This window comes from Streptomyces sp. D2-8, assembly GCF_023184515.1.
Taxonomy (GTDB): domain Bacteria; phylum Actinomycetota; class Actinomycetes; order Streptomycetales; family Streptomycetaceae; genus Streptomyces.
The window spans coordinates 791,314-806,926 of record NZ_JAAHBP010000003.1; the positions used below are offsets into that span (position 1 = coordinate 791,314).

Here is a 15,613-nt window from a genome sequence, read left to right on the forward strand (position 1 = left end):
ACCCGTGGAAGAGGTGCGTACGGAACCCGAAGAACCCGGAACCGCCGGCTGCGGTTCCGGGAATCAACGGCACAGGGGCTCGATCAGAGGCCGGAGACCAGGCCGGAGACCGGGGCCGTGTTGAGGCCGGTGACGCCCTCGACGGTGCCGACGGCGGTGTCGACCAGGCCGGAGACCGGGGCAATGCCGTCAACGGTGTCGGTGACGGTGTTCACGGCGTTCACGGACAGGCCGCCGGAGATGGCGTCGAGCTGGGCGTCAGCGATCTCGACGGTCTCAACCTGGGGGGTGGAGTTCATGATGGAACTTCCCTTCGTATGGATATCTCACAAGGGGGGAGCGGCCCCCTCTGGGGACAGATGACGGCCGCGACCGCGGGCACCGGGCATTCGTTTCCGAGTGCCCTGAGCGGCCCCCGCGGTGCGATGGATCAAAGCACGCTGCGGCTCCGCGCTTCCAATCAACCACCCTCCTCACCAGGCAACTTGCGCACCAGCAGCACCGATCCGTGCAGGTCTGCGCACCGCTTGGCGGCGAGTTCTTCACATGCGGCACCGCATCGGCGCATCCGGGTCCTTGCTCCGGGCGCGGCGAATCCGGCACTCCCGCCTTAAAGACGTGACCGACGCGGCCGGGGTGTGGATAACCCTCATTTCGGTGACCGGGTTGAGCATTCGATGTGCAGATTCACTGAAGCCGGGATTCCACTCCGTGATTGCGACAGATCGTTCCCGACCGGATACGGAGCGTTCCGTTCCGCCATGCCGGAGCGGCACCCGTAACTGAAGGGCCGTCATCCGGCCATGGCTCTCCGCGGGCCGACCGGGCCCGCCCTTCTCGACCGGCCCATGCGAACAGGGGAGTCGCGGACCGCGCGGTCGGTGCGCGGGCGGCGGGAGTTGGCTGATTCCGCGATGCGAAGGGATCACTTGCAATCGGAATTGAACGCCCCAGGCGGCCCGTGCGTACCAACAGCCATCCAGGCGCCCCCCAAGCTGCCGGACGGCGGCACAGGCTCCGTCCCCCCAGGAGGAGAGAAGTTTGAGTCACAAGCGAATTCCGAAGCGCAAGGCCGCGATAGCGGCGGGCGGCGTGGTGGCGCTCGGCGCGGCCGCGATCCTGCTCCCCAACGCCAACGCCTCGCAGGACGGTTCGTCCGGCGACGCGGCGGCCGCGCCGAAGACCCTGAAGGCGGGCGACGCCTCGGATCTCGCCTCGCAGCTCTCCGGGCTCCTCGGTGAGGCGTTCGGCGGCTCCTACTACGACGGCGACAGCCAGCAGCTCGTCGTCAACGTCGTGCCGGGCGACAACAACAACGTGATCGTGCAGGCGAAGGCGGCCGGCGCGAAGGTCCGCGAGGTCGAGAACAGCTGGTCGGAGCTCCAGGACGGGGCGTCGACGCTGAAGTCCGAGGCGACCATCGCGGGCACCTCCTGGTCGATCGACCCGCGCACCAACAAGCTCCTGGTGACGGCGGACAGCACCGTGACCGGCGCCAAGTGGGACAGACTGGAATCCACCGTGCAGGAGCTCGGCTCCGGCATGGCCACCATCAAGAAGTCCTCCGGGACCTTCAAGCCGTTCGTCTCCGGCGGCGACGCCATCTTCGCGGGCGGCTCGCGCTGCTCCCTCGGCTTCAACGTCACCGCGGGCGACGGCTCGCCGGCCTTCCTGACGGCCGGTCACTGCACCCTCGGCGGCAACGAGTGGTCGGACACCCAGGGCGGCCAGCCGATCGCCACCGTCGACCAGTCCACGTTCCCGGGCAACGGCGACTTCGCACTCGTGAAGTACGACGACCCGGCGACCGAGGCGCCCAGCGATGTCAACACCGGCGACCAGACCGTGCCGATCACCGAGGCCGCGGAGGCGACCGTCGGCCAGGAGGTCTTCCGGATGGGCAGCACCACCGGGCTCGCCGACGGCCAGGTCCTCGGCCTGGACGCCACGGTGAACTACCCGGAGGGCACCGTCACCGGCCTCATCCAGACCAACGTCTGCGCCGAGCCCGGCGACAGCGGCGGCTCGCTGTTCACCCAGGACGGTCTGGCCATCGGCCTGACCTCCGGCGGCAGCGGCGACTGCACGGTCGGCGGCGAGACGTTCTTCCAGCCGGTGACCACCGCTCTGGAGGCGGTCGGCGCGACCCTCGGCGCGGGCGGTGCCGCGGGCGGCGGTGCCGGTGCCGGTGACGAGGCCGGTGCGGGCGCCGGTGAGGAAGCCGGTGCCGGTGAAGAGGGCGGCGCGGGTGCCGGCCAGGAAGCCGGTGCCGGCGAAGAGGCCGGAGCCGGCGAGGAGGCCGGTGCCGGTGAGCAGGCCGGAGGCGAGGAAGCGGGTGCCGGAGCCGGTGCCGGTCAGGACGCGGGTCAGGGCGTCGAGGACAACTCCGGTCTGACCGAGTCCCGCTGACCCCTTCGAAGCCGTCGGCAGCCGGTCCGACGCAGCCGGCCCGGTTCCGCCCCCTTCCTGGCGGAACCGGGCCGGCATTCCGGCGTTCCTGTCCGGCCGCCGGCGCCCCCGGCCCTAACCGAGGGCCCTGATCAGCAACAGGGCGATGTCGTCGAGCCGTTCCTCCCCGTCCATGTGAGGGGGCTTCTGGCGGATGAGGCTGTCGGCGAGTTCGTCCAGCGGCTGGTCCCCGGCGTGACCCAGCCGCCGGCCCAGATCCGCGAGGGCCTCCTCGAAGTCCGTGCCGGGGGATTCGACCAGCCCGTCGGTGTAGAGGACGAGCAGCGAACCCGGGGGCAGGGCGACCTCCGTCGTCGGGTACACCGCCGAGGCGTCGATGCCCAGCAGCGGGCCGCCCGCCAGGTCGAGGACGCGCACCTTGCCGTCCGGCCGTCTCAGCAGCGGCGGGGGATGCCCCGCCCGGGACATCACGGCCCGCCCGTGCTCGGGGTCGAGCCGCAGGTAGAGGCAGCTGGCGAACAGGTCGGAGCCCAGGTCGAGCAGCAGCCGGTTGGTGCTGCGCATGACCTCCTCGGGCGCCTGCCCCACGGTCGTGTACGCGCGCACCGCGGTGCGGACCTGCCCCATCAGCCCGGCCGCCGTCACGTTGTGGCCCTGCACGTCCCCGATCACCGCCGCCGCCATCCCCTGGGAGCCGACCAGGTCGTAGAAGTCGCCGCCGATGTCCATGCCCTGAGTGGCCGGCACATAGCGGCCGACCGCCTCGATGCCGGGCAGCGACGGCAGGGAGTGCGGCAGCAGCGCCTCCTGCAGGCCGTGCGCGAGCCGGTGCTTGGCGTCGTAGAGCAGTGCCCGCTCCAGCGCCTGGGCGATCAGCCCGGCCATGCTGGTCATCACCGCCCGCTCCTCCGTCGGGAACGGGTGCGGCTCGGCGTAGGAGAGCACGCACGTCCCCACCGGGCGGCCCTGGGCGATCAGGGGGAGATAGGCCCAGGCCGCGAACCCGTCGGGGGTCGCGAGCCGCACCGGGTACAGGCGCTCCAGCTCCTCCTGCGACTCGAAGAACGCGGGCACGCCCGTCCGCAGCACCTGGGTGCCGGGTGTCGACTCGGTCAGGGGCATCCCGTCGAACCGCTCCACCACGTGCGGGTCCGGGTATCCGCGATGCCCGAGCACCTGCAGCCGGTTCGCCCGCGAGCCCAGCACGACCAGGGCCTGGCTGCCCACGGCCGGGGCGATCTCGTCCGCGACCAGCTGCACCACGTCCTGCACCCCGACCGCCTCGGTGAGCGCGCCGGCCAGGTCCAGCACCTGCGAGATGGTGACCAGGCGGGACGGCGTCCCGGCGGGCGCCGGCGCGGTCCGGTTCATCCGGGACACGGCCCTGGACCGGGTGATGCGGACGCTCAGGCCCGTCGTGCTCGGGTACAGCCGGAACGACTGCCATTCACCGGGCGGGCGCAGCGCCACGAACGAGGTGACGTGCTGGCTCAGCAGTGCGGCCCGGTAACGGTCCTCGTACACCGGGTCGTTGAGCCACGGCACCGAGGCCCACAGCTGGGTGCCGAGTAGCCGGCTGACCGGGACGTTCAGCAGCTCGGCCGCCGCCGCGTTGACGAAGCCGATGCGTCCGTGCAGGTCCAGCGAGACCAGCCCGTACGGCAGCCGGCTCACCATCCGGGCCGCCTCGACCGTGCCGAGCGTGCCGGCCATGCCGCCCACCAGGGGCGAGGCGAGCAGATCGGTCTCGGGGTGCGGCGGGATGCTGTGCTCGGCGGCCCGCTCGAGCCGGACCGCAAGCCGGTCGCAGGCCGCGGTCAGATGATCGCGCTCGTGATCGGACATCTCCGCCGGATGCGCGCCCGGCCAGGTCACGAAGACCGCGCCATAGACGGTCGACTCGGTGGCGATCGGCACCGCGGCCAGGGCGAACGGGTAGGGCAGCACCACGGCGATCCGCGGATAGTGGCGGGCCATCTGCTCCTCGCCGCCGACCCACACCAGCCGCCGCTCGCGCGCCGCGTCGGAGACCGGGATCGGCGAGCTCAGACCCACCCGCTCCCAGGGCGCCGCGAACGCCCGGGGCAGACCGGCCATCACCGCCATCTCCAGCACCGGCTGATCCGGTGCCATCAGGTACACCGCGCCGGAGTGGGCGTGCACCTCGTCCATCATCGAGGCCAGTGCCAGGGAGAGCAGGGGACGGCCGACCGGCGTCCTGGCTGCTGCCGGCGCCTGCGCGGACGACTGCCCGTCGGACACGCCGACCACCTCCTCGCACGGCCGCGCGACCGGGTCCAGGAACAAATCTCCCCCCTGACGGCCAGTCCCGCACGACGAGCGGTTCCGGGACGGCCGCGGTTACCGTCGGTCACACGCGCTCTGGCCCCGCCGGGTGCGGCCCCGTACCCCGACCGCCCCGACCCATGCCCCTGTAGTCGAGGCGTGGCCGGGCGTACGGGCGCTGGGCGTGCGCCCCCACGCCTCCTGATGGCCGGTTCTTCGCGCCCACGCAGGGTCACGGTCGCGAACAATGGGGCACGCGCTCAATACGACGAGGGGGCGTACGGCGAGCGGAGGGGGTGGCAGTGATCCGGGTGCTTCTGGTCCACGACGAGTGTCTGGTGCGGTCGGTGCTGGCGGAATGGCTGCGGCAGGAGGCGGACCTGGCGGTGCACGACACGTCGTGGCGCGGTGCGCCGGGCCTGGTGCGGTCGGTACGGCCGGACGTGTGCGCGGCGGACCTGGAGTGCGCGGACTCCTACGGCATCCCCCCGCTGGGCGACCTGGGCCGGCCGGGGCCGGATCGCGTGCGCCCCCGATTACTCGTGCTCGCCACCGCGAACCGGCCGGGCCTGCTGAAGCGGGCGGCCGAGGCGGGGGCGCTCGGCTACGTCGACAAGGAGGGATCCCCGCAGAACCTGCTGCGCGGAATCCGTCGCGTCGCCGAGGGGGAACGTTTCGTCAACGACTCGCTGGGCTTCGGATTCCTCAAGGCGGCCGAGATGCCGCTGACCCGAAGAGAACTGAGCGTGTTATCGCTCGCGGCCGAGGGGGCCTCCATCGCGGAGATCGCCGGGAGCCTGCACCTGTCCCACGGGACGGTGCGCAACTACATGGCGGCCATCACCCGCAAGACCGGGGCCCGCAACCGCATCGACGCCATACGCATCTCGCAGGGCCAGGGCTGGCTCTGACCCCCGCCGGACCGGCGCGGGAGCCCAGCTCCCGACGAGGTCCCGGTACAGCGCGGAGGACCGCATCAGCTCCTCGTGGCTGCCGTACGCCGTGGTCCGGCCGTCCATCACCAGGACGCGGCCGGCGCGGCGGGCCGAGCTGATGCGGTGGGCCACGACCACCAGGGTCCCGCCCGGCCGCGCGGCGAACGCCCGCTCCGCGCGCTCCTCCGTCTCGGCGTCCAGATGGCAGGTCGCCTCGTCCAGCAGGGCGAGCGGGGCGTGCGAGAGATAGGCCCGGGTCAGCGCGACCAACTGCCGTTCGCCGGCCGACAGCGCCGACGGATCGACCCGGGCGCCGAGCCCTCCGAGCCGGTCGGCCAGCGGGGTGAGGCCGACCGCCTCGGCCGCGGCCAGCAGCTCCTCCTCGGGCACCGGGTCCGGTCGCAGATAGGCGAGGTTCTCGGCCAGGGTGCCGCCGAACACGTACGCCTCCTGCGGGATGAGCACCCGTGCGGCCGCGGCCTCCGGGCCGGGTACGGGGTGTCCGGCGACCTGGATGGTGCCGCGTGAGGGTGTGAGCAGCCCTGCCACGAGCGCGGTGAGCGTGGACTTGCCGGTGCCGCTGGGGCCCACGACGGCCAGGTGCGCGCCGGGCGGGAGGGCGAGGTCGAGGTCCTGGACGACCGGGGTGCCGGCCGGACCGTAGGCGAAGGTGACGGAGGTCAGGGAGAGGGCGGGCGGGCTCCCCGAGGGTGGGGGGAGTGCCGCGCCGGGGTCGGCGTTCGCGGTGGCGCCCGCAGCGCCGGGTCCGCTGTCCGGACGGGCGGTGCCGGCATCCGTCCTGGCCAGTCTGCGGAGCACCACCGTCAGGCGGGAGCCGCTCGTGCCCAGGCCGTGGATCAGGTTGCGGAGGGCCGGGAGCAGGGACTGGGTCACATAGGCGAGGGCGCCGACCAGGGCGCCGGTGGTGACGTCGTGGGCCAGGAGCCAGGGGGCGGCGGCGAGTAGCAGCACGATGGGCAGCTGGCCGCCGATCGTCAGGGACACCACGCGCAGCACGCCCCAGTGGGCCAGGGCGCGGGCCGCCCGCAGTTCCGCGTCGATCCGTTCCCCGGTGCCGGCGGCGATGTGCGCCTCCGCGCCGGTCGCCGTGATGTCCCGCAGGCCCGGGCCGACGGCGCCGAGGTCACCGGCGAGGGCCTCGTCGGCCACGAGGAACGTCTCCTGCCGCCGGGCGAGCGGCCGCAGTGTCGCGGCGAACAGCGCCATGCCGACGGCCAGGGGCGGTCCCACGACCAGCAGCAGCGGCGGGGCGAGCGTGAAGAGGCCCGCCAGGGCACCGGCGGTGGTGAACACGAAGGACCGGGAGACCATGACCAGTCCGGCGAAGGTGTCCCGGGCGATCTCCACCTGCTGGGTGAGCCCGGACAGGGAACCCGCGTCACCGGTCCGCACCCCGCGCGAGACCACCTGTTCCACGAGCCGGTCCCGGAGCGGTTCGACCAGCGCGGCCACGGCGGCGTAGACGCGGGCGGTCCCGAACGCGCCGAGCAGGACACCGAGCCCGGTCACCGCCAGCCAGACCAGTCCGACGTCCGCACGCCCGCGCAGAAACCCCTCGTCCAGGGCACGGGCGGGCCCGTACCCGATGAGGAAGGTCTGCCCGGTCTCCAGCACGGACCAGGCGGTGAGCCGCAGCAGGACCCGCCGGCGGGCCAGCAGGAAGCGCAGGCCCCGGCTGGGGAGGTGGGCGGAGGCGGACCGATCCCCGGGTGCCGGGGCGTCGGCCTTCGTGTGCGCGTCCCGCCGGAGCCGTCCGCGCGTCCGGAGCCGGGCGGTCATGGACGTGCCCCGTCACCGGCAGCCGCGCCCGCACGCATGGGGCCGCTCATGCTGTCACGTCCTTCTCCCCGCCTCCGCCGTCCCGGGCGTCCGGGACCTGCCGCGAGCCGCTGTCGTCCGCATCCGCGTCGGCGGCGTCCGACCCGTCCCCGAACACCGCCCGGTACTCCGCGAGCCGCCACAGCTCCTCGTGCCGTCCCACCGCCCGCACCCGCCCCCCGTCCAGCCACGCCACGGCATCGGCGCAGGCGGCCGTCGCGCCGCGGTGGGCGACCAGGAGCCGGGTGGTGCCCGGGCCGTCGCCGAAGAGGGCGTCGGTGATGCGGCGTTCCGTCACCGTGTCGAGGCTGGAGAGGGCGTCGTCGAGGATCAGCAGACGCCCGTCGTGCGCGAACGCCCGGGCGAGGCCCAGCCGTTGGGACTCGCCGCCGGAGCGCGGGGCGTCGGCGACGGCCGTGCCGTATCCGCCGGGGAGACGGCGGACGAAGTCGTCCGCGAGGGCCGTGCGGGCCGCCTCGCGGATCAGGCCGGGGGAGGGGGACGGCAGACCGAGGCCGATCGCCTGCTCGACCGTGCCGCCGAGGAGGGCGGGGCGGGCGAAGGCGTACCCGACGGCGCCGCGCAGGTCGTCGTGCGGCAGCTCGCGCAGCGGCACACCGTCGAGGAGCACCTCGCCCGCGTCCGGGTCGGTCAGCCGTCCGGCGAGTGCGGCCAGCAGCGACTTGCCCGCTCCGGACCGGCCGACCACGGCCAGGGTCGTGCCGCCCGGCACGTCGAGGTCCACCCCGTCGAGCACGGTGCGTCCGCCGCGCCGGGCCGTCACCCCGCGCAGCTCCAGCCGCCCGGGGCCGTCGGGCAGCCGGCGGGCGCCGAACGTGGTGGCGGGCTCGGTCTCGAGCTCGCCGAGGCGACGGGCCGCGGCCCGGGCCCGGGCCAGGCCCGCGAGTCGGCCGACCAGCACGCCGACGCCCGTCGCGAGCACCGCGTACCGGGAGGCCGCGAGCACCTCGCCCACCGAGAGCCGGCCCCGGGTGAGCAGGACCCCGGCCACGGCGACGACTCCGAGTTGCAGCAGCGGGGCCACGGCGACCGCCCGGGCGGCGGCCCGCCCCTGCACCCGCCACATGCGGTGCCCGGCCCGGGACAGATCGGGCAGCGGCCGCAGCACCCGGGCGGTCTCCCGGCCCTCCGTGCCGGCCGCCCGGACCGTGCGGACCCCCTCGACGGCCTCCGCCAGCGCGGCCGCGATCCGGCCCTGGGCCCGCTGGTAGCGCGACGCGCTCTCGGAGGTGTCACGGGAGACGGCGCGCAGGAGAAGCGCCAGCACAGGGGCTCCGGCGAGGAACACCGCAGCGAGCCACCAGTCGATCAGCCCCAGTGCGACCACCCCGCCGACGGGACCGGCGAGGGCGGCCAGCAGGGCCGCACGGGCCGCCGGAGTGGTTCCCGCCTCGGCGGCGTTGCCCACCAGGCGCGCGACGAGGTCACCGGAGCCGAAGCGGTCGGCGGCCCGCGGGCCGACGCCGAGGACGTGCCCGGTGAGCCGGCGGCGCAGCCACGCGGTGGAACGGGCGTCGACGGTGCCGATCAGGACGGTCTGGACGGCGTCGAGCAGAGCCAGCAGAGTCACGAGGCCGGCGCAGTAGAGCACCCAGCGGGTCGCCGGGGCCTGCGCCAGCAGAAGATCGAGGGCCCGGCCCAGCGCGGCCGGCAGCAGCAGTCCGGCACCCGTCGCGGCGATACTCACCAGGCAGAGCGCCACACAGCGGGTCCCGCTGTACCGGGTGGCCGCGCGCAGCAGCGTGCGCGCGTGTCCGGCCGCCGGGTCGTCGTCGGCGCGCGAGGTCATACGGGCCTTTCCTGGGGCGGGAAGGGCCCCGGGCGGCCCCTCCCCGAAGGGAGAGGACCGCCCGGAGCGAGCAGACCGCAGGTCAGAGACAGAGCAGAACGCTCGCGGCGCTGATGCAGGAGAGCAGGCTCACCGTGCTGTTGCCGCCTTCCGTGCGCTCTTCGGTCTCGATGGTCTGCAGGTCGAGAAGTGCCATGGTGTGTCCTTCCATAGGGTGTCCGTCCGTGGTCATCCGTGGGGACGGGGTGGTGTCACGACTCCGCGGGATCGCGGAACCGCGTCAGTGGGGCCGCCTGCCCGGCGGCGGGAGGAACGGCAGGTGGGCGTCGGTCGCCGGGTCGAGGGCCGCGCCGAGTGCCAGCAGGCACCCTGCCGTTCCGGTGGCGAGGTCCATGGAGAGCCGCATCATCTGGTGCCCGGGGAAGGCCAGTTGGCCCTGGTACGCCATCGCGAACCAGCCGAGCCCGGCGATCTGCCCGGCCAGCCGGTCCTCGGTCGCGCCCGGCGTGGTCGTGCGGCTGAGGTGCAGGATCATTCCCGCGCGGCCCTGGAAGAGCCCGGGCTGCGCGTAGAAGCGTGAGGTGGCCGCGGTGAGCACACCGGAACGGGACGGCTCGAACTCCGCGGCGAGGCCGGGGGAGTGGGCCACGAGGTCGTCGAGGACCATGCCGAGGCCCGCGCTGCCGGCGCCGAGGTAGGGCAGGGTCCGCCAGCCCTCGTCGACCTCCAGCGACCCGTTCTCGCGGGTCACGCAGGACTCCAGGTCCCGGCGCAGGGCCACGGCCGCCGCCTCCAGCCAGGCTTCCTGGCCGGTCCACTCGTACTGGCGCAGCATGAGCAGCGCCGTGCCGCTCGCGCCGCGCAGCAGTCCGGCGCGCCGCCGGGGCGTGGCCGGGACCGGCTCGGTGAGGCGCTGGACGAGGATCCGCGCGGCCTCGTGGGCCCGCTCGCCCAGCTCCGCCTCGCCGGTCGTACGGGCCAGCTGCCCGAGGACGAGGCCCAGCCCGGCCAGTCCGCCGTGCAGGTCGGAGGAGAGGTTCTGCCACCGCTCGGCGAGGATGCCCTCGACCAGGTCCAGCGCCCGCTGCCGGTGCCCGAGCCGGTCGAGGACCAGGGCGACGCCCGCGAGCCCGTCGTACAGGCCGAGCGGGGTGCCGACCGGGGCCGGTGCCGTCCGGTCCAGCAGCCAGCGCTCGCCCTCCTCGTACCGCTCGGCGCCGGCCGCGTCCAGCGCGAACAGCACCCCCGCGGCGCCGTGCGCCAGCCCGAGCCCCCCGCCGTCGGAGAACTGGGCGACGTCGCCGGGGAAGAGCCGGTCGTCGCGCTCCGGGGTGGCCGAGGCGAGGATGGCCTTGACCATCGAGTCGCGGCTGTACGGCCAGTCGCCCGGGTCCACCGGGGAGGAGGACGCGGCCGGCGTACGGCCGGACACCTCCCGGGTGATCTCCGTGACCGCCTCGTCGAGGAACTCCCGCGGCACGTCCGGGAACTGCTCCGCGATCACCTCGGCCAGATGTGCCGCCTTGCCGCGGTCGACCACGAACAGCGTGGTCACCGGCAGGAACAGGGCCAGCCGCAGACAGGCCAGCGCATAGCGGTCGATGTCGGCGCCCCGGCGGTCCGGCGGCGCGAAGAACCCGGGGTGGGCGACGACCTGGCGGCCGTTCTCCCCGGCCGGGGCCGCGGCCTCGAAGTCGAGGAGGAACACCGTCTCCTCGTCCGGGGCGACCATGATGTTGAAGACGTGCAGGTCGTTGAAGACGATGCCCCGGGCGTGCACCGCCGCCACGGCCTCCTCCACCTTGCGGTGGATGCGCAGGGCCCATGCCGTGTAGGCGGCCACGGCCTCCGCGTCGGGGTCCTGCGTGAGCAGCGGATGCCGCTCGGCGAAGAAGGAGTTGAGCGGACGGCCCTCCAGGAACTCCATCACCAGGAAGCGGTGCCCGCCGAGCTCGAACCAGTCGCGCACCTCCGGGACCACGCCCGTGCCCGCGACCTGCTCCAGCGCCTGCTTCTCCCGCTCCAGCCGGGCGATCGCGTCGGCGCCGTCCGAGGCGAGACCCGCGTGCGGCCGGCCCTCCTTGAGGACGATCTTGCGCCCGTCACGGGTGTCGGTGCCCGCGTACACACCGCCGCCGTTGGAGAAGTGCAGCGCCTTCTCGATGCGGTACGGCAGCTCGCCCGTCGTCGTGTTGTTCCGCGCGTCGAGATGCGGCTGGAGAAACGCCGGGAGCGTCACCCATTCGGGCACCTGGAAGGACGGCGACCGCCGGTCCGGCACCAGCCGCCCCTCGCCGTCCCGCACCGCCGGCACCAGCGAGCCCCGCTCGTCCACGACGAAGGCGCGAGCGAAGGCGCCGTAGCGCACGTACAGCGGGCCTTCACCCCAGCGCAGGTCGGTGAGGATGTACGGCCCCTCGAAACCCTCCAGCAGCGCGCCCAGCTCACGCAGCACCTGGTGCAGCTGCTCCTCGTCGGCCGGGTAGACGGTGACGAACTTGCCACTGCCGTCGCGCGGCGCGTACTTGGTGTTGCGCAGGTGGAGCAGGTGCGGGCCCGGCACGAACTTGAAGGGGACGCGCCGCTCGACGCAGTAGTCCCACACGATCCGGGCGATCTCCTCCGCGTTCGCCCGGGTCGCCGAGGCGTGGATCTTCCATCCCTGGGCCGGGCCCTGCAGCGGTTCGCCGTCCGGGCCGAGCGGCGTCATCGTCAGCCAGTCGCCGATCCGGGCCGACTCCCAGCCCTCCGGCAGCGGCCGGCGGGCCGTCTCGTAGAGGTGGGCGGCTGTCCCCTGCCCGCCCCGCGCCAGCCGGTCCGGCGTCTCGTAGAAATGCCGGTCGGCCAGCGCGTACACCTCGTACCGCTTGTCCATGCGTCCCCCTCCGTGACGGAAACCGAGCTTTCCAGCCACCACCCGGGCACGCACAGTCACGCCTGTCACGAGAACACCGTGCGGAACGCATGCGTTAAGACATGTTCGGCTTCTTTCGAGCGCCCGCCTCGGCGCTCGACCACGGAACGCCCACAGGGGCTGCGCAGGTGTCTCATTAGCGCTGTAATGGCCAACGTGGTCAGTCAGGGCGCCCGGGAGCGCGGAACGCGAACGTCGCGTGCCGAAGGTGCCCTCAAGGCGATCGCAGCCGATCAGGAGTCGCCCGAACGACTGCGCCGCGTCCTCGAGCAGGCACTCGTCTTCTCCGGTGCGGCGCTCGCCGCCGTGTACGCGCCCAGCGAGGACGGCGAACTGCTCTGCCTGATGGAGTCGGCCGGCGTCCCGAGGACGCTCTACGGACTGCGCGACAGCTACCCGCGCGCCGGGCGGTCCCCGGTCGCCGAGGCACACCGCGGCGGACAACCGGTGTCACTGGGCCCGGCGGAACTCGCCGAGCACGCCCAGGCGCGGCGCGTGCCGTCCGGGGACTTCTTCCTGACGGCCCTTCCCGTGCAGGGCGACGGCGGCTGCCTGCTGGCCGTGAGCGAGCGCCCCGAGGGCTTCACCGCCGACGACCTCGCATGCCTGGGACTCATCTCCGACGCGGTCGCCTTCACCGCCCCGGCCACGCCCGCGGAGGCCGGTGACCTGCCGCCGAGCGTCTTCAGCCTCGCCATGGACACCGGCCGCGTCCGGGCCGGAGACGACCTGCTGGACCTGTTCGGCCTGGACCCCGTGGAGTTCGACGGCCGCGTCGAGACGTTGCTCAGCCTGACCGTGCCCGAGGACCTGCCGTCGCTGATGTCCGTGGTGGAGGCCGACCACATGTCCATCGGCGACCGGGAGCTGGAGTTCCGGGTGCTCCAGCCCACCGGCCCGCCGAAGTGGCTCCGGCTGCGCGGGCGCCTCCTGCCCGGCGGCGAGGGCCGCCCGGCACGGCTCGTGGGCACGGTCGTCGACGTCTCCACCCTGCGCTCCGACGTCACCGACGTCGCCCGCGTCCAGCGCCTGGCCGCCGCGCTGGCCACCGCCGTCACCGTCCGCGACGTCGGCAAGGCCGTGGTCGCCGCGCTGCGCCGGCCGCTCAGGGCCGACCGGATCGCGCTCGCCGAGCTGGAGAGCGAACGGCTCGTCGTCACCGTGCTCGACCCGCCCGAGCCCGAGGCCTGGCCCGAGCTGTGGCGGTCGGAGTGGCGCACCGAGTGGCCCGACGCACCCGTGCGCGCCATGCCCACCCTCGCCGCCGCGCTGCGCGAGGGCCGGGCCCGCATCTGGCCCGCCGGCAGCCCCCTGGAACGCGCCCTGGCCGAGGTCGGCCCCGGCGGCCTCGCCGTCCTGCCGCTGCCGGCCGGGAACCGCATGGCCGGTGCCTGCCTGATCGGCTGGGACACCCCGCACGACTTCGGCGCCGACGAACGCGCGCTGCTCACCGCCTGCGCCGGCCTCGCCGGACAGGCTCTGGTGCGGGCCCGGGCCTTCGACGCCGAGCACGAACTCGTCGGCATGCTCCAGCGCCAGCTGCTGCCGCGCAGCCTGCCCCGGCTGCCGGGCGCGGTGGCCGTCGCCCGCTACCTGCCCAGCACGGCGGGGCTGGAGCTCGGCGGCGACTGGTACGACGTCATCCCGCTGCCCGACAACCACGTCGCCCTCGTCATCGGCGACGTCCAGGGCCACAGCGCCGGCGCCGCCACCCTCATGGGGCAGATGCGCACCGCCCTGCGCGCCTACGCCGTCGAGGGGCACCCGCCGGACGTGGTGGTCGCGCACGCCAACCGGCTCCTCATGGACATGGAGAGCGACCTCTTCGCCACCTGCTGCTACGTCGACGTCGACCTGGAGGAGGGGGCCGCCTGGTGCGTGCGCGCCGGGCATCTGCCGCCGGTGCTGCGCTACCCGGACGGCCGGACCGAGATCGCCGAGGCCGAGGGCGGCCCGCCCCTCGGGGTGGTCACCCGGGCCGACTTCCCCATGAGCCCGCTCCGGCTCCCGCCCGGCACCGTGATCGCCCTGGCCACGGACGGTCTCGTCGAGACGCCCGACGCCGACATCGACGAGGGCATGGCCCATCTCGCCGAGCGGCTGGCCGACGCGGCCCCCACCGACCTGGGGCTCGCCGCCGACGCCCTCCTGGGCGACGCCCCGCGCAGCGACGACGTCGCCCTGCTCCTCATGCGCTACGACGGCATGGAACTGCGCCCGCTCCGGGAGAGCTGGACGGTCTGGCGGGTGCCGCAGGCCGTCGGGCACGCCCGCCGCTTCGCCCGGCGCACCCTGCGCTCCTGGGGCGTCACCGTGGACTACGACGCCGCGCTCCTCGTCGTCTCCGAACTCGTCACCAACGCCCTGGTCCACACCGACGGCAAGGTCCGGATGGACCTGACCCTCGTCAACAACCGTCTGCGTATCGCCATCGCCGACGCCTCCCCCCGCTCACCGGTCAGACCGACCAGCATCGGCTGGGAGGCCACCGGCGGCCGGGGCATCCTGCTCGTCGAGGCCCTCTCCGCGACCTGGGGCACCCTGCCGGTCAGCGGCGGCAAGCAGGTGTGGGCGGAACTGGTGCTGGGACGCTGAGCACCCGTCCGGCCCGGGCCCGGCGGCCCCGGCGGCTCAGCCCAGCCGCTTCAGCATCTCCTGCGCCAGCGGGGCCGACGACGCGGGGTTCTGGCCCGTGACCAGGTTGCGGTCGGTGACCACGTGCGGGGCCCACGGCTCACCGGCCCGTACGGTCACACCGGCCTCGGTCAGGCGGTCCTGGAGCAGCCACTCGGCGCGGTCGGCGAGGCCGCCCTGGATCTCCTCGGCGTTGGTGAACGCCGCGACCTCGTAGCCGGCGAAGACGTTGGTGCCGTCATCCCCGACGGCGGCCAGCAGCGCGGCCGGACCGTGGCAGACGACACCGAGCGGCCTGCCCGACTCCAGGACACGGGCCAGCAGCCGGCCGGAGTCGGCGTTCACGGCCAGGTCCTCCATCGGGCCGTGGCCGCCGGGGTAGAAGACGGCCGCGTAGTCCTCGGGCCGGACGACCTCGAGACGGACGGGGTGCCGCAGCTCGGTGAAGGATTCCAGCGCCTTCGCGATCCGGTCGGCGTTCTCCTGGCCCCCGTTCACCTCGGCGGCGAGGGAGGCGCGGTCGACGGTGGGCTCGACACCGCCGGGCGTGGCCACGACGACCTCGTGGCCGGCGGCCCGGAACGCCTCGTACGGGGCGACGGCCTCCTCGGCCCAGAAGCCGGTGGGGTGCGCGGTGCCGTCGGCGAGGGTCCAGGTGTCGGCGCCGGTGACGACGAAGAGGATCTTCGACATGGTGGGTGCATCTCCGTGGGACGGGCCGCGGCCGGAGCGCGCGGCGATGACTCGGACGGTGACGACCGTAGACGCCCGGACCGCCGCTTCTCC

General features: G+C 74.1%; 9 protein-coding genes and 1 pseudogene. 3 read left to right on the forward strand and 7 right to left on the reverse strand.

Going from position 1 to position 15,613, the window contains the following annotated elements:
- Positions 1-83: 83 nt before the first annotated feature.
- Positions 84-299: a type A2 lantipeptide gene (locus G3I77_RS09975; RefSeq protein ID WP_248502278.1), complete on the reverse strand. Its 216-nt coding sequence runs from the start codon at positions 297-299 to the stop codon at positions 84-86.
- Positions 300-1,041: 742 nt separating this feature from the next.
- Between G3I77_RS09975 and G3I77_RS09980 the strand changes: the two genes are divergently transcribed.
- Positions 1,042-2,409, forward strand: coding sequence for a S1 family peptidase (locus tag G3I77_RS09980; RefSeq protein WP_248502280.1), 1,368 nt, complete (start codon positions 1,042-1,044; stop codon positions 2,407-2,409).
- Positions 2,410-2,523: 114 nt separating this feature from the next.
- Here G3I77_RS09980 and G3I77_RS09985 read toward each other — a convergent pair whose 3' ends face one another.
- Positions 2,524-4,680, reverse strand: a complete 2,157-nt coding sequence (locus G3I77_RS09985; protein WP_248502641.1) for a SpoIIE family protein phosphatase — start codon at positions 4,678-4,680, stop codon at positions 2,524-2,526.
- A gap of 317 nt (positions 4,681-4,997) precedes the next feature.
- On the opposite strand from G3I77_RS09985, the gene G3I77_RS09990 reads away from it, so the two are divergent.
- Complete coding sequence (locus G3I77_RS09990; RefSeq protein ID WP_248502282.1) at positions 4,998-5,606, forward strand: response regulator transcription factor; 609 nt, start codon at positions 4,998-5,000, stop codon at positions 5,604-5,606.
- Positions 5,607-5,897: 291 nt separating this feature from the next.
- Here G3I77_RS09990 and G3I77_RS40860 read toward each other — a convergent pair.
- The 4 genes and pseudogenes from G3I77_RS40860 to lanKC all read right to left on the reverse strand — a co-directional run.
- A pseudogene (locus G3I77_RS40860) lies at positions 5,898-7,430 on the reverse strand (ATP-binding cassette domain-containing protein); the annotation flags it as partial.
- 46 nt (positions 7,431-7,476) lie between these two features.
- Positions 7,477-9,279 (reverse strand): ABC transporter ATP-binding protein, encoded by a 1,803-nt coding sequence (locus tag G3I77_RS10000; protein WP_248502283.1) that lies wholly within the window; start codon positions 9,277-9,279, stop codon positions 7,477-7,479.
- A gap of 82 nt (positions 9,280-9,361) precedes the next feature.
- Positions 9,362-9,475, reverse strand: coding sequence for a SapB/AmfS family lanthipeptide (locus G3I77_RS10005; protein ID WP_248502285.1), 114 nt, complete (start codon positions 9,473-9,475; stop codon positions 9,362-9,364).
- An 84-nt stretch (positions 9,476-9,559) separates the two neighbouring features.
- Entirely contained in the window at positions 9,560-12,154 is a 2,595-nt protein-coding gene (gene lanKC / locus G3I77_RS10010) for a class III lanthionine synthetase LanKC (protein WP_248502287.1), read from the reverse strand.
- Positions 12,155-12,340: 186 nt separating this feature from the next.
- Here lanKC and G3I77_RS10015 point away from each other — a divergent pair, with 186 nt between their 5' ends.
- On the forward strand, positions 12,341-14,788 hold the full coding sequence (locus G3I77_RS10015) for a SpoIIE family protein phosphatase (RefSeq protein ID WP_248502289.1): 2,448 nt from the start codon (positions 12,341-12,343) through the stop codon (positions 14,786-14,788).
- Between the two features lie 36 nt (positions 14,789-14,824).
- Here the strand turns inward: G3I77_RS10015 and G3I77_RS10020 are convergent, their stop codons facing one another.
- On the reverse strand, positions 14,825-15,520 hold the full coding sequence (locus tag G3I77_RS10020) for a type 1 glutamine amidotransferase domain-containing protein (RefSeq protein WP_248502291.1): 696 nt from the start codon (positions 15,518-15,520) through the stop codon (positions 14,825-14,827).
- Positions 15,521-15,613 lie beyond the last annotated feature (93 nt).